The organism is Streptomyces sp. NPDC052701 (assembly GCF_040678355.1).
GTDB lineage: Bacteria > Actinomycetota > Actinomycetes > Streptomycetales > Streptomycetaceae > Streptomyces.
In genome coordinates, this window is the sequence record NZ_JBFATO010000010.1 from 140,286 (window position 1) to 162,301 (window position 22,016).

Below are 22,016 nucleotides of genomic sequence, written 5' to 3' on the forward strand. Positions count from 1 at the left end.
CGGGCGGGCGGACCGGCACGGGGCCGGACCGGATTGTCAGTGGTGGGCGGCAAGCTGGTGGTGCGTCCCCTCGTGCGGGGGCGTGCGTGCCCCCCGGGCGCGCGAACCGACGAGCCGACGCCGACACGGGGAGAGCGGACCGATGCCCACCACCGTACCGACCGACCGCGAACGCACCGCCGTCCAGGCCTACCTGCGGCTGCTGCACACGGTCCGAGCCGCCTTCGACACCGCCTCCGGCCCGCCGGACCCGGCCCGGCCCCCGGTCGTCCCGCCGTCCGTGCTCGCCGAGGCGGAGCGCGCCCTGGCGCGGGCGGGCCTGACCGGGAACGAGGAGGAGTTCTTCCGGTTGCTGCGGAGCTGGTGCCCGCGCGGGTGACCCCCGCCGGGAGCGGGCGGCGGGGTCAGCCGTGCGGGATCGCGACCGCCGTCGCGATCAGGCCCCGCTCGGCGGCCCAGCGGCCCTCGAAGTGGTCGACACGGCGATCCCCGACCCGCGGGCCGGGGACGAGGAGAGCCGCGCGGAAACCGCCGCGGGGCCGTTCGCCGGGGTCCACGGAGATCTCGATGTCGGCCTCCATGAAGTCCAGCCACTTCCCGGTGAGGGGGAACCATGCCTTGTAGACGGACTCCTTGGCGCTGAACAGCAGCCGGTCCCAGTGGACTTCGGGCCGGTCGGCGGCCAGCCGGCGCAGCCGCTGCGCCTCGGCGGGCAGCGACACCGAGGCCAGCACCCCGTCGGGCAGCGGCCCGTGGGGCTCCGCGTCGATGCCGAGGGAGGCCAGGTCGGCGGCCCGGACGAGCGCGGCGGCGCAGTAGCCCTCGCAGTGGGTCATGCTGCCGGCGAGCCCGGCCGGCCAGCGCGGGGCGCCCCGCTCACCGGGCAGGACCGGCTGCGGCGGCACGCCGAGCTTCTCCATGGCGCGGCGCGCGCAGGACCGTACGGCCCGGAACTCGCGCTGCCGTTTGGCGACCGCCCGCTCCACCAGGGCCGCCTCCTCGGGGTACAGCGGCGCGTCCGCCCCGTCGCCGCCGTACGCCTCCACGGTGACCACCGAGTCCGGCAGCAGTTCCTCGATCACCGGTCCTCGTCCTCCCTCGGCAGAATGCGGCGCAGCCGCCCCGGCGGTTGTGCCCGTTTGCGCCACTCGCGCGGATAGCCCACCGACACCTCCTCGAAGCGCACGCCCTCGTGCCAGGTGGTCCGCGGGATGTGCAGATGCCCGTAGACCATCGTGCGGACGCGGAACCGGCGGTGCCAGTCGGCGGTCAGCCGTGTGCCGCACCACATGGCGAACTCGGGGTGCCACAGCACCTCCATGGGGTGCCGGTCGAGCGGGTAGTGGTTGACGAGGACCGTGGGCAGGTCCCCGGGCAGTTCGGCGAGCCGGCGCTCGGTGGCGGCGACCCGGGCCCGGCACCAGTCCTCCCGGCTCGGATGGGGGTCGGGATGCAGCAGGTACTCGTCGTTGCACACGATCCCGGTGTCGTGCGCGTACGCCAGCCCCTCCTCCTTGGTCGCGCACCCGGCCGGCAGGAAGGAGTAGTCGTACAGCAGGAACAGCGGGGCGACGGCCACCGGGCCGCCGGGGCCGTCCCAGACGGGGTAGGGGTCCTCGGGGGTCACCACGCCGAGTTCCCGGCACATCTCGACCAGGTGGTCGTACCGGGCGACGCCGCGCAGGGTGACCGAGTCCCTCGGATGGGTCCACAGCTCGTGGTTGCCGGGCGCCCACACAACCTTGGCGAAGCGGCCGGCGAGCGTCTTGAGCGCCCAGCGGATGTCGGCCACGGTCTCCGCGACGTCACCGGCCACCAGCAGCCAGTCGTCGTCCGAGACGGGCCGCATGCGCTCGACCAGGGCGCGGTTCTCCTCGTAGCCGATGTGCAGATCGCTGATCGCCAGCAGGTGCCCGCTCCGACCGGCCGTCGATGTCACCTCTCGCCCCCTCCGTGCGCACGAACGGCACCACGAGATCACATTCGTGCCGCCGGGACAAGGACGGTCCGCTCCGGCGGGCGGCGGGCGGCGGCCGGCGCGTCCGGACGAACCCGATCGAGGGGGACGCGACCGGAGGAACCGCGGCACGCGCGGTGCACGACGCGGCCTGCCGAAGCCGTATGATCTGCCCCAACACCGCCGCCGTGAACTTCCCTCTCTCAGGGGCGGTTCGGTGTCCCTCCATACGTCTTGCCCGGGCACGGGCCGCTGAGCCCTGCCCGCGAACCGTGAAAGGCGGCCCGCATGGTCTCTCGCGTACGCGTCTGGCTCAACCGCACGTACGCGGAGAACGTGTTCTTCATGGACCAGCTGCGGAGAAATCCCAGCGACCGGGCCGTCGAGATCCACGCGACGCACGGCGATCCGGACTCCCCCGTACTGGCCGCCGCCGACACCGCCGAGCTGGAACCCGAGGGCCTGTCCCCGGCCGCGTACGTGGAGTACGCCCTGGACCAGTGCGCCCGGCGCGGCATCGACGTGTTCGTGCCCCGGCTGCACCAGGCGGCGATCGTGGCGCACCGCGCCGAGTTCGAAGCGGCCGGCACGGTGCTGCTGGCACCGCCGCCCGAGGCGGTGGCCGTCTTCCAGGACAAGGTGATCGCCTACGAGGCCGTGCAGGCGATCGGCGTGCCGGTGCCGCCGTGGTGGCGGGTCCGCTCGGCGGACGAACTCCTCGCCGCGGTCGAGGAGTTGGAGGCCGGCGGGCACCGGGCGTGCTTCAAGCCGGCGTCCGGTGCGGGCGGGGTGGGCTTCCGTGTGATCACGCGCGCCCCGTTCTCGCTCGCGCACCTGAACGGTTTCCCGGGCCCGCACGTGCCGCTCGGCCTGGTGCTGGAGGCGCTGCACCGGGCCGAGGAGCCGGTCGACTGGCTGGTGATGCCGCGTCTGGAGCAGCCGGAGGTGTCGGTGGACTGCCTCACCGGCCCCGACAACCGGATCCGGCTGGCCGTGGGCCGCACCAAGAACGGCCGCCGCCGGGGCTTCACCCTCCACGAGCAGTGGCTGGAGCCGGCCCGGCGGATCGCGGAGGGCTTCGGGCTGCACCACCTGTCCAACATCCAGTTCCGGATGCACGGCGAGCGGCCCGTCCTGATGGACGTCAACACCCGTCCGGCCGGCGGGCTGCACCAGCTGTCCCTGTGCGGGATCAACGCCCCGTGGGCGGCGGTGCAGCTGGCGCTGGGCGAGGACCCGGGCGAGATCGTGCCGCCGTTCCTGGGCCAGGACTACACGGTGGTGTCCGGGCCGCGTCCGCTGCGCCCGGTGTCGCTGCCGGCGCAGCGGCTGGAGGAGCACGGTCCGCTGCTGCCGGCCGTGCCCGCACCGTCCGGCCCGGTCGAGTCCACGGCGGCGGAGGCACTGCCCCTGTAGGGCCTGTCGTCGAACTCCCGTCGTCCGCCCGGAGGGCGGGACCTGCGGCGTCGGGTGCGTGCTCCCGGCGTGCCGGGCGCCGGCCCTCGTACCCGGATGTACTCGGGCCTGCGCCCGGTGCGGCGAGAGGGCGTGCAGGGCGTCGCGGGCAGGCGGGAGTTCGACGACAGGCCCCAGGCCGCCCTCGCCCGGACGGCGGGGCGAGGAGCGGTCGCTGCGGCATCCGGCGGTTCGTCTCTCGTCGGCTCCACCGGCTGAACGCGCGGGTCCACCGGCTGAACGCGCGGGCCCCCGGCGCCGTCGCGGTGCCGGGGACCGGTGCGTTCAGCTCCGGGGGGCCGGCGCCCCGCGCCGCAGCCGGAGCGTGAGGATCTGGAAGGGGCGCAGCGCGAGGGGGACCCCGCCCGCGCCGTCGGTGCCGGCGTCGTGGAGCGGTCGCTCCAGGAGGTCGGTCACCTGGGCGCCCGCGAGCGGGAAGCCGGCGTGCAGCACACCGGCGGCCCGGCCGCCACGGGACTCGTAGAGCCGTACGACGACGTCTCCGGAGGCGTCGTCGGCGAGCTTCACCGCCTCCACGGTCACGCCCTCGCCGGTCACGGAGACCACCGGCTCCGGCGCGCCGGCCGCGTCCGCCACCCGCAGCGGCAGGTTGAGGGCGTAGCCCTCCGCGACGGCGTCCCCGACGGTCGCGCCGGGCAGCAGCGCGTACGTGAAGCGGTGGCGGCCCTGGTCGGCCTCCGGGTCCGGGACGCGCGGGGCGCGCACCAGGCTGAGGCCGATCGTGGTGGTCGTGCCGCCGTCCTCGCGGACCGTGCGGGTCACGTCGTGGCCGTACGTGGAGTCGTTGACGACGGCGACGCCGTAGCCGGGCTCGCCGACGTGCACCCAGCGGTGGCCGGAGACCTCGAAACGGGCCGCCTCCCAGCTGGTGTTGGTGTGGGTGGGGCGCTGGACGTGCCCGAACTGGATCTCGGCGGACGAGTGCGCGGCCCGCAGGTCCAGCGGGAAGCACGCCTTGAGGATCTTCTCGGTCTCGTGCCAGTCGATGTCGGTCTCGACGTCGATGCGGGGGCTGCCGGCGCGCAGGGTGATGGTCTGGGTGATCCGCGAACCCCTGCCGAAGGACCGCTCGACGCGGACCGCCCCCACCAGGGGGTCCTCTTCGACGACCGTGACCGGCCCGGCGTCCGGCAGGTCGGTGTGGCGGTTGCGGTAGTGCTTGTCGATGTCCCAGGCGTCCCAGTAGTTGGGCAGGTCGGTGTGGAGGCGGAGCAGGTTGCCCCGGCCGGCGAGGACTTCGCGGTCCGCCCGCAGGTCGGCCACGGAGGCCAGCGTGCCGTCCTCGGCGATCTCCACCCGGACCAGGCCGTTGTCCAGGACGCGGCCCGTGACGGTCACCGGGTGCGGGGGCTCGGCGGCCGTCAGGGGCGCGCTGCCGCCCGCGGGCACCTTCACGTACACCGGTGCGCCCCCGGGCGTGCGGACCACTTCGGCACGGTCGTACGGGCCGGTGTTGAACACGCGGGGGGCGCCGTCGCCCAGCGCGGCGACGGCCTCGGCCGTCAGCTCCTCCAGTTCCCGGGCGACGCGGGCGTACTCGGCCTCCGCCTCGCGGTGCACCCAGGCGATGGACGAGCCCGGCAGGATGTCGTGGAACTGGTGCAGCAGGACCGTCTTCCACAGGCGGTCGAGCCGCTCGTACGGGTAGGCGTAGCCCGGCGCGTGCAGTGCCGCCGTCGTCGCCCACAGCTCGGTCTCGCGCAGACGGTGCTCGCAGCGGCGGTTGCCCTGCTTGGTGCGGGCCTGGGAGGTGTAGGTGGCGCGGTGCAGCTCCAGGTAGAGCTCGCCGTACCAGACCGGGGCGTCCGGGTACTCCTCGCGGGCCTTGGCGAAGAACGCGTCGGGGTGCTCGACGACGACCCTGGGCGAGCCCTCCAGGTCCGCCAGCCGGCGCGCCCGCTCCATGATCTCGCGGGTGGGGCCGCCCCCGCCGTCGCCCCAGCCGAAGGGCGCGAGGGAGCGCGTGCCGGCGCCCTTCTCGGCGTAGTTGCGCACGGCCCGGTCCATCTCCTCGCCGCTGAAGCGGGCGTTGTAGGTGTCGACGGGCGGGAAGTGGGTGAAGATGCGGGTGCCGTCGATGCCCTCCCACCAGAAGGTGTGATGGGGGAACCTGTTGGTCTGGTTCCAGGAGATCTTCTGGGTGAGGAACCAGTCGTTGCCGGCGAGCCTGGCGAGCTGCGGGTAGGCGGCGGTGTAGCCGAAGGAGTCCGGCAGCCAGACGCCCCTGGTCTCGATGCCGAAGTGCTCCATGAAGAACCGCTTGCCGTGGACGAGCTGGCGGGCGAGCGCCTCGCCGCCGGGCAGGTTGCCGTCGGCCTCGACCCACATGCCGCCGACCGGCGCCCACTGGCCCTTGCGCACGGCCCTGCCGATCCGCTCCCAGACGTGCGGGTACCCGTCGCGCACCCACTCGTACTGCTGGGCCTGGGAGCAGGCGAAGACGAAGTCGTCGTACTCGTCGGCCAGGGACGTCACGTTGGAGAAGGTCCGCGCGGCCTTGCGCCTGGTCTCGCGGATCGGCCACAGCCAGGCGGAGTCGATGTGGGCGTGCCCGACGCCGGAGACGGTGTGGGCGCTGGCGTGGGCGGGCCTGGCGAGGGCGGGGGCGAGCACCGCGCGGACGGCGGGGGCGCTGCCCGCGACGTCGTCGAGGTCCAGGGCGTCCATGGCCCGGTCCAGGGTGTGCAGGATCTCGTGGCGGCGCGGTTCGTGCTCGCCGAGGTGGACCATGAGCTCGCGCAGCACCTGCAGGTCCAGGTCCAGGTGCCAGACCTGCTCGTCGAGGACGGCGAGGTCGGCCCGCTCGAAGACGTACAGCGGCCGGTCGCCCGCCGTCAGGACGTCGCCGAGCGGGGTCGGCACGGCGAAGCCGTCCGCCAGGATGTCCGGGTTCGAAGCCGCCTCCACCAGGTAGTGGACGGTCTCTCCCCCGGTCGCCGGACGGGCGACGGGCACGTACTGGTTGAACGGGTTGACCGCCTTCAGCGGTGTCCCGTCGGCGCGGTGGACGAGGGCCTCGGCCTGGTTGCCGGGCCAGCCGCCCGCGAAGCCGAGGTCGATGACCGCCTCGACGCGCCGGCCGGCCCACTCGGCGGGCACCCGCCCGCGCATCCGGAACCAGGTGGTTCCCCAGGGCGGGCCCCAGGGGGTGCGCAGGGCGAAGGGCTCGTACGGCGCGGCGGCGGCCTCGGCGAAGGGGACCGGTTCCCCCGGGGCCTGCCAGGCCTCGACGGCGAGGGGCACGCTGGCCGCGTAGGTCGCGGGCCTGATGCGCTGGGTGTGGAGGCGTTCGGCGCGTTCCTCGATCCGGCGGCGTTCGTCGTGCATGCGGACCCCTCCTGACAGGGCTACTTGAGGTAGGCGAGAGCGGGGTGGACGGCGGTGTAGCCGTCGAGGAGCCGGCGGGCCACGGTCACGGAGTCGACGAGCGGGTGCAGCGCGAACGCCTTCACCGCCGTCGCGCGGGAGCCGGACTCGGCGGCGGCGAGCACCTCGCGCTCGACCGCCTTGACCGCGCAGACCAGCCCGGTGGCGTGGTGGGGCAGCGGGTCCACGGCGACCGGGTGCGCGCCGTTGGCGTCGACGAGGCAGGGGACCTCGACGACGGCCTCGGCGTCGAGGACCGGCAGGGTGGTGCGGTTGCGGACGTTGAGGATGAGGGTGGTGCGCTCGTCGCGGGCGATGGCCCGCATGAGGGCGAGGGCCACCTTCTCGTAGCCGCCGGACAGGTCGTCCTCGTCGCGTTCGCCGGCGCCCGCGGTCTGCCTGTTCTCGGCCATGTAGGTGGCCTCGCGCTCGGCGCGGGTGCGCTCCCAGACCTCCAGGGCACGCGTGCCGGGATCGCTCACCCGGGCGTAGAAGCGGGCCTGCTGGTCGCGCAGGAAGGCGCCGCGGGTCCGGTCGGCCTGCCGGTAGGCGCGTACGGCTTCCCGGTTGAAGTAGTAGTAGTGCAGGTACTCGTTGGGCACGGCGCCGAGCGAGCGCAGCCAGTCGGCCCCGAAGAGCCTGCCCTCCTCGAAGGAGCCGAGCAGGGCGGGGTCGGCCAGCAGGCGCGGCAGTTCGTCGCGGCCGTCGACGCGCAGGCCGCGCACCCAGCCGAGGTGGTTGAGGCCGACGTAGTCGATGAACGCCTCGCCCGGGTCCGCGCCGAGCACGCGGGCGATGCGGCGGCCGAGGCCGACCGGCGAGTCGCAGATGCCGACGACGCGGTCGCCGAGGTGGCGGGACATGGCCTCGGTGACCAGGCCGGCGGGGTTGGTGAAGTTGATGACCCAGGCGTCCGGCGCCAGGCGGGCCACCCGCCGGGCGATGTCCACGGCGACCGGGACCGTGCGCAGGCCGTAGGCGATGCCGCCCGCGCCGACCGTCTCCTGGCCGAGGACGCCCTCCGCGAGCGCCACCCGCTCGTCGTCCGCGCGGCCCTGCAGGCCGCCGACGCGGATCGCGGAGAACACGAAGTCGGCGCCGCGCAGCGCCTCGTCGAGGTCGGTGGTGGCGGACACCTCGGGCGCGCCGGGGACCCGCGCGGCCTGTTCGTGCAGCACCCGGGTGATCGCCCGCAGCCGGCCGGGGTCCAGGTCGTGCAGTACGACCCGCGTCACCCGGCCCTCGGCGCGGTCCCCGAGGAGCGCCCCGTACACGAGCGGCACCCGGAACCCGCCGCCACCCAGAATCGTCAGCTTCACGCCTGCACCTTTCCCTTCCCGACGGCCTCGACGCCTGCCTCCCGGAGGAGGAGCGCGCCGCCTTCCATCATCGGGCCGCTCCCCCGCCCCGGCGGCGGACCGGCGGCGGACCGGTGGCGGACCGGTGGCGGCCGGGAGGCCGTGGTCACCGGCCGGTCCGCGCCGGCGCGGCGGCCGTACGGGGCCGCCGGGCGCGCGAACGGTCCGGACCCGGGAGGAGGCCGTGTCCCGGCCGGAGCCGTGTCCCGGCCGGTGCCGGGCGGCCGGACAGGCCCGGCGATTCACGCCTTCATGGGGTGAACCGGCCTGCCGCGCAAGGACTTTCCTCGCTTCACCTCTTGACGGCCGGGAGGGCGTGGAGCACATTGGCGGCACTTTGAGAGCGCTCTCACCAACTCCCCGGGGCGCTTTCGCAGTCACCCGCGCATCAGGATTCCGTACCCGAGAGGCACCCCCACATGAGTGAAACCTCCGGCATGTCCCGCAGACGGCGCCCGCTGCGGCGGGCGTTCGTCGCGGTCGTCGGCACGCTCGGCCTGGCGGCGGCCGCGACCGCCGTCGCCACCCCGTCCGCGAGCGCCTCGGCGCCGCCTCCCCCGTCGGGCTGGAGCCAGGTCTTCGTCGACGACTTCAACGGCCCCGCGGGCTCCGGCGTCGACACCGCCAACTGGCAGTACGCGACCGGCACGGGCTACCCCGGCGGCCCCGCCAACTGGGGCACCGGCGAGATCGAGAGGATGACGTCCAGCACGGACAACGTCTCGCTGGACGGCAACGGCAACCTGCGCATCACCCCGCGCCGGGACGCGGCCGGCAACTGGACGTCGGGCCGCATCGAGACCAACCGCACCGACTTCCAGCCCCCGGCCGGCGGCAAGCTGCGCGTCGAGGCGCGCATCCAGGTGCCGAACGTCACCGGGGCCGCGGCCAAGGGCTACTGGCCGGCGTTCTGGATGCTGGGCGCGCCCTACCGCGGCAACTACTGGAACTGGCCCGCCGTCGGCGAGCTGGACATCATGGAGAACACGCAGGGTCTGAACACGGTCTGGGCCACGATGCACTGCGGCACCTCGCCGGGCGGCCCCTGCAACGAGACGAGCGGCATCGGCGGCTCCACGGCGTGTCCCGGCACCACGTGCCAGGCCGGCTTCCACACCTACCGCATGGAGTGGGACCGCTCGACGAGCCCGGAGGAGATCCGCTTCTACGTCGACGGCGTCAACTACCACACGGTGCGCGCCAACCAGGTCGACGCGACGACGTGGCGGAACGCCACCGACCACGGCTTCTACCTCATCCTCAACGTGGCGATGGGCGGCGGCTTCCCCAACGCCTTCGGCGGCGGCCCGGACGGCGGCACCCAGCCCGGCCACCCGATGGTCGTCGACTACGTCCAGGTGCTGTCGGCCGGGGGCGGCACCACGCCTCCGCCGACCGGCAACCGCGACGCCTACGGCACCATCCAGGCCGAGTCCCACGACGGCCAGTCCGGTGTGATCACCGAGTCGACGTCGGACTCCGGCGGCGGGCAGAACATCGGCGCCCTCGCCAACGGCGACTGGGCGCTCTACAAGGGCGTCGACTTCGGCTCCACGGCGGCCAGGCAGTTCAGCGCCAGGGTGGCCAGCGGCGCGGCCTCCGGGGTGAGCGGGCTGGTCGAGGTGCGCCTGGACAGCCGGAGCAACGCGCCCGTCGGCAGTTTCGCCGTGGGCAACACGGGCGGCTGGCAGTCCTGGAGGACGATCCCGGCGAACATCGGCTCGGTGACGGGCACGCACGACGTGTACCTGACCTTCACCAGCGGCCAGCCGGCCGACTTCGTGAACGTCAACTGGTTCACCTTCGGCCGCTGACCGGCCGGCCGCTCCGGCGGAGGAGGGCGTCACGCGTGCGCGTGGCGCCCTTCGCCGTGGGAGAAGCCCGTGCGGGCGGCGGCCGGCCGTGGGGGGCCACCGGTGAACGGCGCACGGACCCCCGGCCCGCCCCCGCGGGCCGTCCGGTCGCGCACCCCCTCGGTGACGCCCCGGCCGGACGCCCGCCGGAGCGCGGCGCCCGGGCTCCCTGGCCATGCGGGTCACTCCGGTCGGACGTCGGGCAGGGGTCGGCGGATCCGGGGCAGGCCGAGGGCGACGACACCGTTTCGGGCGCGGCGCACCATCGTGACCGCTCAGCTCTCCGGCCGTAGTTGTGGATCTTGACAGGCCGCCGTCGACAAGTGGCCGAGTACGGGAAAAGAGAGCGGAGTGAGTACTCACTCATTGACGGAGTGAGTACTCACTCCGTAGTCTTGCGGTCATGACAGAACCCAAAGAGAACCGGACCAGCCGGCGCCGCGCCCCCGGCATGTCGCCGGAGCAGCGGCGCGCGATGATCATCCAGACCGCGATCCCGCTGATCGCCGAGTACGGCACCGCGGTGACGACCGCGAAGATCGCCCGCGCCGCGGGCATCGGCGAGGGGACGATCTTCCGGGTCTTCGCCGACAAGGACGAGCTGCTGCAGGCCTGCGTGGCCGAGGCGCTCTCCCCCGAGCACGCGGTCCGCGAGCTCGACGCGATCGACGTGTCCCAGCCGCTGCCCGACCGGCTGGCGGAGGCGGCCGAGGCGCTGCAGGCGCACATCTCCAGGATGGGCGCGATCGTCGGCTCGCTGGGGCATCGCGGCGGCAAGCACCCCGGCGCGGTGCGCGGCGCGGGCCGCGACGAGTCGACGACCCGTATCCGCGCGGCCCTCGCGGAGCTGCTGGAGCCCGACAAGGCCGCCCTGCGCCGGCCGCCGGAGCAGATCGCGGCCCTCTTCTTCGGACTGCTCTTCACCCAGCCGCGCACGGGGGACGAGCCCGACCTGACCCCGCAGGAGCTGGTGGAGGTCTTCCTGTACGGGGCACTTTCGGGGGACGCCAAGTGAGCACGTGGAGAAGGCGCCTGGGGGTCACGGCCCTGGCCGTCCTGGCCCCCGTCCTGGTGTGGCTGGTCGCGGACCCACTGCTGGGGCACCGGCTGCGGATCACCGACGGCGAGCAGACGCTCGACATCGGCGCCGCGCCCGTGGCGGTCGTCGCACTGCTCGCCTCGCTCTCCGGCTGGGCACTGCTGGCCGTCCTGGAGCGGTTCGGGGCGCGGCGCGCCCGCACCGTCTGGACCTGGGTGGCCGGCGCCGTACTGGCCGTGTCCTTCCTGCCGTTCACCGGCGACGGCATGGACGGCGGCGCCCGGGTCGCCCTCGCTCTGATGCACCTGGCGGTGGCGGCGGTGCTGATTCCGGGGCTGGGCGGCAGGTCCCCCGGGGCGGGAGCCGGTGCCGCCAGGGAGTGACCGCCGGCACCCCGGGGGATGACCGCCGGCACCACGTACGCCGCGAACAGCGCCGGATGGAGGGAACCGACGCGGACACCGTCCGCACCGGTCCTCATGGCGCCGCCGGCATCGAGCCAGGGCCCGCACATGCCACTCCCGCCGCCGCACAGCCGCACCATGGAGATCCACGACTGCGGCTGGAGCACCAGCGGATCCGGGCGTGGCCTTCCCCGGTGAGTCGGTCGGCTCGCCTCGCACCCGGTCGACAAGGCGGCGGACCCGGCCGATCCCCTCGTCCGGGGGGATCGCCCCGTTCCCGGCCCAGGGGTCCGCATCGACCACGGCCGGCCGGTCCCTCCCGGGGCGCGGCAGGGGCGGCGGGCCGTAGCGGTGGAGGCCGGTGGCCTGCACGGTGGCGCGGGGCGGAAAGCCGGGCTGCATGGTCGGCGCCGTTCCGCGGTACTCGCTGCTGCGCGAGAAGCGGTGGACCCGCCCGGGCGGGTCCACCTCAGGTCACCGGCCGTGGCCTCGCACTCGGCGAAGTCGATCACGTGTCGGACCGGGCCGCCGCCGAACGGCATGACGACGTGGCAGGCGATGCGGTGGACGCGGTCCGGGGACGCGTCGGCGTGCCGGGTGCGACCGGTGGCCGGGGGACCGACGTGCATGCCGACGCCGAGGACGCTCGGATCGACCGGGAAGGGGAAGGTTCTGATCCCGCCGCCGTCATCGTCCCCGCCCGCCCCTCGCACGGTGGTGTCCGTCCTGTCCGTCGCGTGCCGCCTCGATCGCGCCGTGCCGCCGTGGGGTGTCCCGCTCCCGCCACGGGCCGGCACACCGCCCCCTTCCCCCGGGAAAGCCGGGCTTTTGGCTGGGAACACGTCTGTGAACACGTCGGACCAGCCGCTTCGTCCGGATCGGGGACTTTCTGAAGATGAGCACGCAGTCGCACGACGGCCTCGAACGGACCGGACCGGACCGGCGTGCCCTCGGCGCCGGCAGACGGGCGGCGCCGTGCGAGGGGACCGATCGCCGCGGCCCGGGAATCACTCGCCGTCGCGCGTGGTTGATCCGACCGCCGGAAAGAAGATGATCACTGTGACCGAAGCGACCGCGAGCGCGGGAGCGCTCGAACACCTCTCCGAGGAGGGCGTGGCCGACTGGGAGGCGGCCCGGCAGGAACTGCCGGACGCCGTGACCAAGTCTCCGAACAGCGAGGGAGTTGACGGGGAATGAGCAAGAAGCGTTCCGTGGCTGCGGCGCGGGGGACCAAGAAGACGGAGGAGGCCCGGGAAGCCGGGGCGGCCGGGCAGGCCGCGGGCGCCGGAACCCCCGGCCGGACCGGGACGGCCGGGGCGGCCGGGGCGGACCGGGAGGAGCGCCCGCCGGTGGTGCCCGCCGTCGACTGGGCCAACCCGCTGCACGATCCCCGCGACCGCCGGCTGCCCCGGATCGCCGGCCCCTCCGGCCTGGTCATCTTCGGCGTCACCGGCGACCTGTCCCGCAAGAAGCTGATGCCGGCCGTGTACGACCTGGCCAACCGCGGGCTGCTGCCGCCGGGCTTCTCCCTCGTCGGCTTCGCCCGGCGGGAGTGGGAGGACCAGGACTTCGCGCAGGTCGTGCACGACGCCGTCCGCGAGCACGCCCGGACCCCGTTCCGCGAGGAGGTCTGGCAGCAGCTCGCCGAGGGCATGCGGTTCGTCCCGGGCGACTTCGACGACGACACCGCGTTCAAGCAGCTGCGCTCCGCCGTGGAGGAGCTGGACTCCTCCCGGGGCACCAGCGGCAACTACGCGTTCTACCTGTCCGTGCCGCCGAAGTTCTTCCCGAAGGTCGTCCGGCAGCTCAAGAGGCACGGACTGGCGGACGCGCCCGAGGGCGCGTGGCGGCGGGCCGTCATCGAGAAGCCGTTCGGGCACGACCTGAGGTCGGCCGAGGAGCTCAACGCGATCGTGCACGACGTGTTCGAGCCCGACCAGGTCTTCCGCATCGACCACTACCTGGGCAAGGAGACCGTCCAGAACATCCTGGCGCTGCGCTTCGCCAACCAGCTCTTCGAGCCGGTCTGGAACCGGTCGTACGTGGACCACGTGCAGATCACCATGGCCGAGGACATCGGCATCGGCGGCCGGGCCGGCTACTACGACGGCATCGGCGCCGCGCGGGACGTCATCCAGAACCACCTGCTGCAGCTGCTGGCGCTCACCGCGATGGAGGAGCCGGCCTCCTTCGACGCGGCCTCGCTGCTCACCGAGAAGCTGAAGGTCCTGCGGGCCGTGCGACTGCCCGACGACCTCGGCAGGCACACCGTGCGCGGCCAGTACGCGGCGGCCTGGCAGGGCGGCGAGAAGGTGCGCGGCTACCTGGAGGAGGAGGGCATCGACCCGGCCTCCACGACCGACACCTACGCCGCGATCAAGCTGGGCATAGACAACCGCCGCTGGGCGGGCGTCCCCTTCTACCTGCGCACCGGCAAGCGCCTGGGCCGCCGCGTCACCGAGATCGCGGTCGTCTTCCAGCGCGCCCCGCACTCCCCGTTCGACACCACGGCCACCGAGGAACTGGGCTCCAACGCGATCGTCATCCGCGTCCAGCCCGACGAGGGCGTCACCGTCCGCTTCGGCTCCAAGGTGCCCGGCACCTCGATGGAGATCCGGGACGTCACGATGGACTTCGCCTACGGCGAGTCCTTCACCGAGTCCAGCCCGGAGGCGTACGAGCGGCTCATCCTGGACGTGCTCCTCGGGGACGCCAACCTGTTCCCCCGTCACCAGGAAGTGGAAGAGTCCTGGAGGATCCTCGACCCGATCGAGGAGTACTGGGCGCACCACGGCAGGCCCGCGCAGTACGCCGCGGGCAGCTGGGGACCCGCGGAAGCCGACGAGATGCTCGCACGAGACGGACGGAGCTGGCGCAGGCCATGAAGATCGATCTGACCGACACCACGGCAAGCAAGATCAACAAGGCGTTGGTGCAGGGCCGCCGCGCGATCGGCACCCCCGCCGTGGGCATGGTCCTGACGATGGTGATCGTCACGGACGAGGAGAACGCCTACGACTCGATCAAGGCGGCCGAGGAGGCCTCGCACGAGCACCCCGCGCGCACCCTGGTCGTCATCAGGCGGCACGCCCGCACCCCGCGCGACCGCACCCGCTCCCACCTCGACGCCGAGGTGCGGGTGGGTGCCGACGCGGGCACCGGCGAGACGGTGGTGCTGCGCATGTACGGCGAGGTGTCCGAGCACGCCGACTCCGTCGTCCTGCCGCTGCTGCTGCCGGACGCGCCCGTGGTCGTCTGGTGGCCGGTGGACGCGCCCGACAACCCCGCCAAGGACCCGCTCGGCGCGCTCGCCCAGCGCCGGATCACCGACATGTACGCCGTCGAGCGCCCGCTCCAGGCGCTCGAGGCCCGGGCGGCGTCCTACGCGCCCGGCGACACCGACCTGGCCTGGACCCGGCTGACGCCATGGCGCTCGATGCTGGCCGCGGCCCTGGACCAGGCCCGGCTGGAGGTGACCTCGGCGGCCGTGGAGAGCGAGGCCGACAACCCCAGCGCCGAGCTGCTGGCCCGCTGGCTGGAGGCCCGGCTGAAGGTGGAGGTGGACCGGGTGGAGACCGCCGGCCCGGTCGTGACGGGCGTACGGCTGGGCACCGGGAAGGGCGAGATCGCCATCGACCGGCCCGAGGGCCCGCTGGCGACGCTGCACCTGCCGGGCCAGCCCTCGCGCACCCTCGCGCTGAAGGTCCGCCCCACCTCCGAACTCATCGCCGAGGAGCTGCGGCGCCTCGACGCGGACGAGATGTACGCCGTCGCCCTGCGGGGCGAGGGCAGCGAGGAGACTCCCGCACATGTCTGACTCCCCCACGCTCACCCGGCGCCCCGAGTGGACGGCCCTGCAGGACCACCGGGCCCGGTGGCAGGCACACCTGCGCGACCTGTTCGACGCCGATCCCGGGCGCGCGCAGCGGTACGTCGTGCACGTCGGCGACCTGCGCGTCGACTACTCCAAGCACCTGGTCACCGACGAGACGCTGCGGCTGCTGCGCGAGCTGGCCGCCGCCACCGACGTGTTCGGGCTGCGCGACGCCATGTTCCGCGGCGAGAGGATCAACACGACCGAGAACCGCGCCGTGCTGCACACCGCCCTGCGGGCGCCCCGGGACGCGGTGATCGAGGTCGACGGCGAGAACGTCGTGCCGGGCGTGCACGCGGTCCTCGACAAGATGGCCGGCTTCGCCGACCGGGTCCGCTCCGGTGCGTGGACCGGCCACACCGGCAAGCGCATCCGCAACGTCGTCAACATCGGCATCGGCGGCTCCGACCTGGGCCCGGCGATGGCGTACGAGGCGCTGCGCGCCTACACCGCGCGGGAGTTGACCTTCCGCTTCGTGTCGAACGTGGACGGCGCGGACCTGCACGAGGCGGTCCGCGACCTGGACCCGGCGGAGACGCTGTTCATCATCGCCTCCAAGACCTTCACCACCATCGAGACGATCACCAACGCCACCTCGGCGCGGTCCTGGCTGCTGCAGGGCCTGGGCGGTGACGAGAAGGCGGTCGCCAAGCACTTCGTCGCGCTGTCGACCAACGCGGAGAAGGTCGCCGGGTTCGGCATCGACACGGCCAACATGTTCGAGTTCTGGGACTGGGTCGGCGGCCGCTACTCCTACGACTCGGCGATCGGCCTGTCCCTGATGATCGCCATCGGCCCGGACCGCTTCCGGGAGATGCTCGACGGCTTCCGCATCGTCGACGAGCACTTCGCCAACGCCCCCGCCGAGGCCAACGTGCCGCTGCTGCTGGGCCTGCTGGGCGTCTGGTACGGCAACTTCCACGGCGCCGAGTCGCACGCGGTGCTGCCCTACTCGCACTACCTGTCCAAGTTCACCGCCTACCTCCAGCAGCTCGACATGGAGTCCAACGGCAAGTCGGTGCGGCGCGACGGGCAGCCGGTGGAGTGGCAGACCGGGCCGGTGGTGTGGGGCACGCCGGGCACCAACGGGCAGCACGCCTACTACCAGCTCATCCACCAGGGCACCAAGCTCGTCCCGGCGGACTTCATCGGCTTCGCCGAGCCGGTCGCCGAGCTGAGCGACGGACTCAGGGCGCAGCACGACCTGCTGATGGCGAACTTCTTCGCGCAGACGCAGGCCCTCGCCTTCGGCAAGACGCCGGAGGAGGTGCGGGCCGAAGGCGTGCCCGAGGAGCAGGTCCCGCACCGCACCTTCCGGGGCAACCACCCCACCACGACCATCCTGGCCACCGAGCTGACCCCGTCGGTGCTCGGCCAGCTCGTCGCCCTCTACGAGCACAAGGTGTTCGTGCAGGGCGCGATCTGGGACATCGACTCCTTCGACCAGTGGGGCGTCGAACTCGGCAAGGTGCTCGCCAAGCGCGTCGAGCCCGCGCTGACCGAGGGCGCCGAGGTGCCCGGCCTCGACCCGTCCACGGCCGCCCTGGTGGCCGCGTACCGCTCGCTCAGGAACGCCGACGACGCTCAGGGAGAAGTGAACTGACATGCAGCTGGGACTGATCGGTCTGGGGAAGATGGGCGGCAACATGCGCGAGCGGATCCGCCGCGCCGGCCACACCGTCATCGGCTACGACCGCAACCCCGACCTCTCCGACGTCGGCGACCTGACCGAACTGGTCGGCAGGCTCGACGCCCCCCGCACGGTCTGGGTGATGGTCCCGGCCGGCGCCGCCACCCAGTCCGTCATCGACGAACTGGGCGGACTGCTGGAGCCCGGCGACACCGTCGTCGACGGCGGCAACTCCCGCTGGAGCGACGACGAGAAGCACGCCGCCGAACTCGGCGCCAAGGGCATCGGCTTCGTCGACGCCGGCGTCTCCGGCGGGGTGTGGGGCCTGGAGAACGGCTACGCCCTGATGGTCGGCGGCGACAAGGAGCACGTCGACCGGCTCCGGCCGGTCTTCGACGCGCTCAAGCCGGAGGGGCCCTACGGCTACGTCCACGCGGGCAGGGTGGGCGCCGGGCACTTCGCGAAGATGGTCCACAACGGCATCGAGTACGCGATGATGCAGGCCTACGCCGAGGGCTGGGAGCTGCTAGAGGCCGTGGACTCGGTGGACAACGTCCGCGAGGTGTTCCGCTCCTGGCAGGAGGGCACCGTCATCCGCTCCTGGCTGCTCGACCTGGCCGTCGACGCCCTCGACGAGGACGAGCACCTGGACAAGCTGCGCGGCTACGCCGAGGACTCCGGCGAGGGCCGGTGGACGGTGGAGGCGGCCATCGACAACGCCGTGCCGCTGCCCGCGATCACCGCGTCCCTCTTCGCGCGGTTCGCGTCCCGGCAGGACGACTCCCCGCAGATGAAGATGATCGCGGCGCTGCGCAACCAGTTCGGCGGGCACGCCGTCGAGTCGGCGAAGAAGGCGTAGCGACCGTGGGGGATCTGCTGCTGGTCCGCCACGGCGAGACCGAGTGGAGCAGGTCGGGACAGCACACCAGCTTCACCGATCTGCCCCTCACCGAGGCCGGCGAGGCGCAGGCCGCCTCGCTCGCCCCGCTCCTGGCGGACCGCGCCTTCGCACTCGTGCTGACCAGCCCGCTGCGCCGCGCGGCGCACACCGCCGAACTGGCGGGCCTGACCGGGGCCGTGCGGGACCCGGACCTGCACGAGTGGGACTACGGCGGCTACGAGGGCGTCACCACCGACGAGATCCACCGGACGCGACCCGACTGGGACCTGTGGACCGACGGCGTGCCGCCCCGCCGGGACGGGCACCCGGGCGAGACGCCCGAACAGGTGGGAGAGCGGGCCGACCGGGTGCTGGGCCGGGTGGTTCCGGCGCTGGAGCGCGGCGACGTGATCCTCGTGGCCCACTCCCACTTCCTGCGTGTCCTGACGGCCCGCCGGCTGGGACTGCCGCCCCGGGAGGGACGGCTGTTCCGCCTGGAGACCGGAACGCTCAGCCGGCTGTCCACGGAACACGGACGGCCGGTGATCCTGGAGTGGAACGCCCGCCCGTGAAGGCCCGGTTGACACCCCGGGCCGGCTGCGTCAGAGTCCCCTGGCGATGGAGATCGACGATCTGACGCCGGCCGAGGAGCGGGTGTGGCGGGCCTTCCCGCGCGGGGAGACCGTGGACTTCCGCACCGACAGGGACGAGGACGCGGCGGCGGGGGCCGGCTGGGGACCGGAGCGTACCCTGCGGGCCTCGGTGCTCAAGACGTTACTGGTCAGCGCGCCCCGGCAGGACGGCGAGATCGCCGCGCTGCGCGTCACCGGGGCGCGGATCACCGGCGCGCTCGACCTCACCCACGCCGTCGTCGACCCGCCCGTCCGCCTGAGCCGCTGCCACTTCACCGACCCGCCCGACCTCTACGGCACCCAGTTGCGCAGGCTCAGCCTGCGCGGCTCGGTGCTGCCCGCCCTGGACCTGGGCGGGGCGCGGGTCGACGGCTCGGTGGTGCTGCGGGAGTGCCGGGTGCGCGGACGGGTCCAGCTGAGCGGGGCCCACATATCCGGGGGGCTGTTCCTGGAGCGCGCCGAACTCACCGCCCAGGACGACTCGGAACCCGTCCTCAAGCTCCAGCGGGCGGTGATCGAGGACGACCTGTCGGCGCCGCAGCTGCGCGCCCACGGCGAGGTCCGCCTCAACGGCGCCGTCGTCAGCGGGTCGGTCAACCTCACCGGTGCCCGCCTGACCCGCCCCGGCCAGGTCGCCCTCGACGCGCAGACGCTCGACGTGACGGGCGACGTCCTGCTGCGCAACACACGGGTGGACGGCTGGATCGGCCTGCGCGGCGCCCGGATCGCGGGCCGTCTCGACCTGTCGTACGCGCGTCTGTCGAACCCCGGCGGCGCGGTGCTGCGGGCCCCCGGCGCGGCCGTCGGGCAGCTGTGGCTGCGCAAGGGCCCGCCCCCGGAGGGCACCCTCAACCTGCGCCGCGCACAGGTCGAGGACCTCTTCCTGCAGCCGGAGACGGTGCCGGACCGGGTGCTGCTGGACGGTCTCGTCTACACCTCGCTCACCCCGCACGAGCCCGCCGAACGCCGCCTCCCCCTGCTGGAGCGCGACGGCGACGGCTACGTCCCGCTCGCCTACGAGCAGCTGACCGCGGCCTACCGGCGCGTCGGCGACGACCACGCCGCCCGCCTGGTGCAGCTCGCCAAGCAGCGCCGCCGCCGCGCCACGCTGTCCTGGTACGGCCGTCTGTGGGGCCACGTCCAGGACGTCACGGTCGGCTACGGCTTCCGTCCGCTGCGCGCGGCCGGCTGGCTGCTGTCGCTGCTCGCCGTGGGCTCCGTCGCCTTCGCCGCGCGCCACCCGCGCCCGCTGAAACCGTCCGAGGCACCGGACTTCGACCCGGTCTTCTACACCCTCGACCTGCTGCTGCCGGTGATCTCCTTCGGGCAGGAGCCCGCGTTCGCGCCCCGGGGCTGGCACCAGACGCTGGCGTACGTCCTCGTCCTGGCCGGCTGGATCCTGGTCACGACGGTCGCCGCGGGCGTGTCCCGGACCGTCAGCCGCCAGTAGGCCGTGCCACCGCGTGCCGTGCGGCCGGCCGCACGACCGCGTCCGGGGCGCCGTGGCCGGGCCCGCGGTCACTTCCGCCGCGCGGACCGCCGGCCCCGGCGGCCTGGCCGGCGGTGGCGCTCTCCGCGGCGGCGCCGCGCCCCTGACCACGGCCGGTTCACACACCGCCCCCGGTCCGCGCCGCCGCGCCGGACCCCGCTACCCCTTCGGGATCCCGTACGCCCGTTCCACGTGCAGCCGCAGCACCAGGCGGCGGTCGCGGACCATGGCGGCGCGGTAGTCGTCCCAGTCGGGGTGCTCGCCGAGGACGTCGCGGTAGAGGCGGACGAGCTCCTCCACCGTCGCGTCGTGCGGGTCCCGGGCGACGGGCGTGAGCTCGGCGGTGCCCTCGGCGACCGTGTAGGCCAGCCGGTCGGGGGTGGTCGCGTGGTAGGACGCCCGGGGGTCGCGGCGCAGGTTGCGGGTCTTGGCGCGGTCGTCGGTGAGCGAGACCCGGATGATCCGCTCGTCGGGGTGGTAGGCGTGGCTGACGTTCGACAGCTGGGGCCGCCCGTCGCGTTTGAGGGTGACCAGCACTCCCGCGTGGCCTTCGGAGAGCAGCCGGAGCAGCGCGTCCTGTGTCGCGTCCTGAGTCATGCCTGACTCAACCCGCGGGCGGCGGCTGCGCATTCCCCCGAGCGGACGGCCGCGCGGCGGCCGGGGCGGGCCGGCGGCGCGCACGGCGCGTCTCCCGCGCGCGTGATCATGAAACTTCCCACGTCACGGGGTGGTCTGAGGAGGTCCGGGCGGGGTATGCCGGACTCACCTCGACGAGCACGACGGAGGAGAGCGATGGCACGACTGCGACAAGAGGTCGACCCGGGCGAGGTCGGACTGGACCCCGAGGCGCTGGACCGGCTGGACCGGCACTTCGCCCGCCACGTCGACGAGGGGCGCCTGCCGGGCTTCCTCGTGGCCGTCGCCCGCGGCGGTCGCGTCGCCCACCTGACGACACACGGTCTGCGCGACATGGCGGCGGGGCTGCCCGTCGAGGCGGACACCCTGTGGCGGATCTACTCCATGACCAAGCCGGTCACGGCGGTGGCCGCGCTGATGCTGGTGGAGGAGGGCCGGCTCTCCCTGGACGATCCGCTCGACCGTCACCTGCCGGTCTTCGCCGGCCCGCGGGTGTACGCCGGCGGCTCCGGCCCCGACGACCTGCGGACCCGCCCGGCCGCCGGTCCGATACTCGTCCGGCACCTGATGACCCACACCGCGGGCCTGACCTTCGGCTTCTACCACACCCACCCCGTGGACGCCCTCTACCGCGCGGCGGGCCTGGAGTCGTCGGTGCCGCCCGGCGCCGACCTCGCCCAGGCCATGGAGGTGTACGCGAGCCTGCCGCTGCAGTTCGACCCGGGCACGCAGTGGAACTACTCGGTGGCCAGCAACGTCCTCGGGCGGGTCGTGGAGGTGGTGTCGGGGCAGCCGCTCGACGTCTTCCTCGCCGAGCGGATCTTCCGCCCCCTCGGCATGACCGACGCCGGTCTGTACGTCACCGGGGAGCAGGCGGGCCGGCTGGCCGAGCTGTACGGCGAGACGGAGGACGGCCGTATCGAGCCGGCCCCGGGACTGCCCCTGCACGGCCGGCCGCGGTTCCTGTCCGGCAGCGGCGGCATGGTGGCCTCCGCCCACGACTTCCACCGCTTCATGGAGTTCCTGCGCCGGCGCGGCGAACTGGACGGCGTACGGCTCCTGGCGCCCCGGACGGTGGACCTGATGACCTCCAACCAGCTGCCCGGCGGCGCCGACCTGCGCTCCTTCGGCAGCCGCCCGGCCCATGACGAGCCGGGCAACGACGGCGTCGGCTTCGGGCTCGGCGTCTCCGTGGTGATCGACCCGTCCCGCACGCAGGCCCCGTCCGGGCTCGGCGCCTACGGCTGGAGCGGGGTGGCGACGACGACGTTCTGGGTCGACCCGGGCCGTGACCTGACGGTGCAGTTCATGACGCAGGTGCGGCCCAGGTCCTCGCACACCGTGTTCCGGGACCTGAGGACGCTGGTCCACGAGGCCGTCGCCGACTGACCCGGACCGTCCCGACTGACCCGGACCCGCCCG

The 22,016-nt window shown here is 73.8% G+C and carries 18 protein-coding genes and 1 pseudogene; 13 read left to right on the forward strand and 6 right to left on the reverse strand.

The features are described 5' to 3' along the window. Positions 1-142 precede the first annotated feature (142 nt). Complete coding sequence (locus AB0L29_RS14620) at positions 143-379, forward strand: hypothetical protein (RefSeq protein WP_365826936.1); 237 nt, start codon at positions 143-145, stop codon at positions 377-379. Positions 380-404: 25 nt separating this feature from the next. Here the strand turns inward: AB0L29_RS14620 and AB0L29_RS14625 are convergent, their stop codons facing one another. Together AB0L29_RS14625 and AB0L29_RS14630 are read right to left on the reverse strand one after the other, a co-directional pair. Then, positions 405-1,082 (reverse strand): 4'-phosphopantetheinyl transferase superfamily protein, encoded by a 678-nt coding sequence (locus tag AB0L29_RS14625; protein WP_365826938.1) that lies wholly within the window; start codon positions 1,080-1,082, stop codon positions 405-407. Then, complete coding sequence (locus AB0L29_RS14630) at positions 1,079-1,939, reverse strand: metallophosphoesterase (protein WP_365826940.1); 861 nt, start codon at positions 1,937-1,939, stop codon at positions 1,079-1,081. The genes AB0L29_RS14625 and AB0L29_RS14630 overlap by 4 nt, the downstream gene beginning before the upstream one ends. Positions 1,940-2,245: 306 nt before the next feature. Here AB0L29_RS14630 and AB0L29_RS14635 point away from each other — a divergent pair, with 306 nt between their 5' ends. Continuing rightward, the gene (locus AB0L29_RS14635; protein WP_365826942.1) at positions 2,246-3,373 is read left to right on the forward strand and encodes an ATP-grasp domain-containing protein; all 1,128 of its coding nucleotides are present in this window, start codon (positions 2,246-2,248) and stop codon (positions 3,371-3,373) included. Between the two features lie 324 nt (positions 3,374-3,697). On the opposite strand, the gene AB0L29_RS14640 is transcribed toward AB0L29_RS14635, so the two are convergent. Further along, entirely contained in the window at positions 3,698-6,760 is a 3,063-nt protein-coding gene (locus AB0L29_RS14640) for a glycoside hydrolase family 38 C-terminal domain-containing protein (protein ID WP_365826944.1), read from the reverse strand. Positions 6,761-6,780: 20 nt separating this feature from the next. Further along, complete coding sequence (locus AB0L29_RS14645; RefSeq protein WP_365826946.1) at positions 6,781-8,118, reverse strand: 6-phospho-beta-glucosidase; 1,338 nt, start codon at positions 8,116-8,118, stop codon at positions 6,781-6,783. A gap of 458 nt (positions 8,119-8,576) precedes the next feature. Between AB0L29_RS14645 and AB0L29_RS14650 the strand changes: the two genes are divergently transcribed. The 3 genes from AB0L29_RS14650 (at position 8,577) to AB0L29_RS14660 (ending at position 11,432) form a co-directional block, all read left to right on the forward strand. After that, positions 8,577-9,971: a glycoside hydrolase family 16 protein gene (locus tag AB0L29_RS14650; protein WP_365826948.1), complete on the forward strand. Its 1,395-nt coding sequence runs from the start codon at positions 8,577-8,579 to the stop codon at positions 9,969-9,971. Positions 9,972-10,413: 442 nt separating this feature from the next. Then, on the forward strand, positions 10,414-11,025 hold the full coding sequence (locus tag AB0L29_RS14655) for a TetR/AcrR family transcriptional regulator (RefSeq protein ID WP_365826950.1): 612 nt from the start codon (positions 10,414-10,416) through the stop codon (positions 11,023-11,025). Beyond that, positions 11,022-11,432: a DUF6069 family protein gene (locus AB0L29_RS14660; RefSeq protein ID WP_365826952.1), complete on the forward strand. Its 411-nt coding sequence runs from the start codon at positions 11,022-11,024 to the stop codon at positions 11,430-11,432. The genes AB0L29_RS14655 and AB0L29_RS14660 overlap by 4 nt, the downstream gene beginning before the upstream one ends. A 342-nt stretch (positions 11,433-11,774) precedes the next feature. On the opposite strand, the pseudogene AB0L29_RS14665 reads toward AB0L29_RS14660, so the two are convergent. Beyond that, positions 11,775-12,082: pseudogene (locus AB0L29_RS14665) on the reverse strand (AraC family ligand binding domain-containing protein); the annotation flags it as partial. A 430-nt stretch (positions 12,083-12,512) separates the two neighbouring features. On the opposite strand from AB0L29_RS14665, the gene AB0L29_RS14670 reads away from it, so the two are divergent. The 7 genes from AB0L29_RS14670 to AB0L29_RS14700 are packed head-to-tail and all read left to right on the forward strand — an operon-like array spanning position 12,513 to position 19,919. Further along, positions 12,513-12,650: a hypothetical protein gene (locus tag AB0L29_RS14670; RefSeq protein ID WP_365827042.1), complete on the forward strand. Its 138-nt coding sequence runs from the start codon at positions 12,513-12,515 to the stop codon at positions 12,648-12,650. Further along, positions 12,647-14,338, forward strand: a complete 1,692-nt coding sequence (zwf, locus tag AB0L29_RS14675) for a glucose-6-phosphate dehydrogenase (protein ID WP_365826954.1) — start codon at positions 12,647-12,649, stop codon at positions 14,336-14,338. The genes AB0L29_RS14670 and zwf overlap by 4 nt, the downstream gene beginning before the upstream one ends. Then, on the forward strand, positions 14,335-15,270 hold the full coding sequence (gene opcA, locus AB0L29_RS14680) for a glucose-6-phosphate dehydrogenase assembly protein OpcA (protein WP_365826956.1): 936 nt from the start codon (positions 14,335-14,337) through the stop codon (positions 15,268-15,270). Before zwf ends, opcA begins: the two co-directional genes overlap by 4 nt. Further along, positions 15,263-16,930: a glucose-6-phosphate isomerase gene (pgi, locus tag AB0L29_RS14685; RefSeq protein ID WP_365826958.1), complete on the forward strand. Its 1,668-nt coding sequence runs from the start codon at positions 15,263-15,265 to the stop codon at positions 16,928-16,930. The genes opcA and pgi overlap by 8 nt, the downstream gene beginning before the upstream one ends. Position 16,931: 1 nt before the next feature. Next, a complete protein-coding gene (gnd, locus tag AB0L29_RS14690) occupies positions 16,932-17,816 on the forward strand; it encodes a phosphogluconate dehydrogenase (NAD(+)-dependent, decarboxylating) (RefSeq protein WP_365826960.1) in 885 nt (294 codons plus the stop codon). Positions 17,817-17,821: 5 nt separating this feature from the next. Then, positions 17,822-18,409 (forward strand): histidine phosphatase family protein, encoded by a 588-nt coding sequence (locus AB0L29_RS14695; RefSeq protein WP_365826962.1) that lies wholly within the window; start codon positions 17,822-17,824, stop codon positions 18,407-18,409. 46 nt (positions 18,410-18,455) lie between these two features. Further along, the gene (locus tag AB0L29_RS14700) at positions 18,456-19,919 is read left to right on the forward strand and encodes a membrane-associated oxidoreductase (protein ID WP_365826964.1); all 1,464 of its coding nucleotides are present in this window, start codon (positions 18,456-18,458) and stop codon (positions 19,917-19,919) included. A 198-nt stretch (positions 19,920-20,117) separates the two neighbouring features. On the opposite strand, the gene AB0L29_RS14705 is transcribed toward AB0L29_RS14700, so the two are convergent. Continuing rightward, the gene (locus tag AB0L29_RS14705; protein WP_365826966.1) at positions 20,118-20,555 is read right to left on the reverse strand and encodes a PPOX class F420-dependent oxidoreductase; all 438 of its coding nucleotides are present in this window, start codon (positions 20,553-20,555) and stop codon (positions 20,118-20,120) included. 195 nt (positions 20,556-20,750) lie between these two features. On the opposite strand from AB0L29_RS14705, the gene AB0L29_RS14710 reads away from it, so the two are divergent. Further along, positions 20,751-21,983 (forward strand): serine hydrolase domain-containing protein, encoded by a 1,233-nt coding sequence (locus tag AB0L29_RS14710; RefSeq protein ID WP_365826967.1) that lies wholly within the window; start codon positions 20,751-20,753, stop codon positions 21,981-21,983. Positions 21,984-22,016 lie beyond the last annotated feature (33 nt).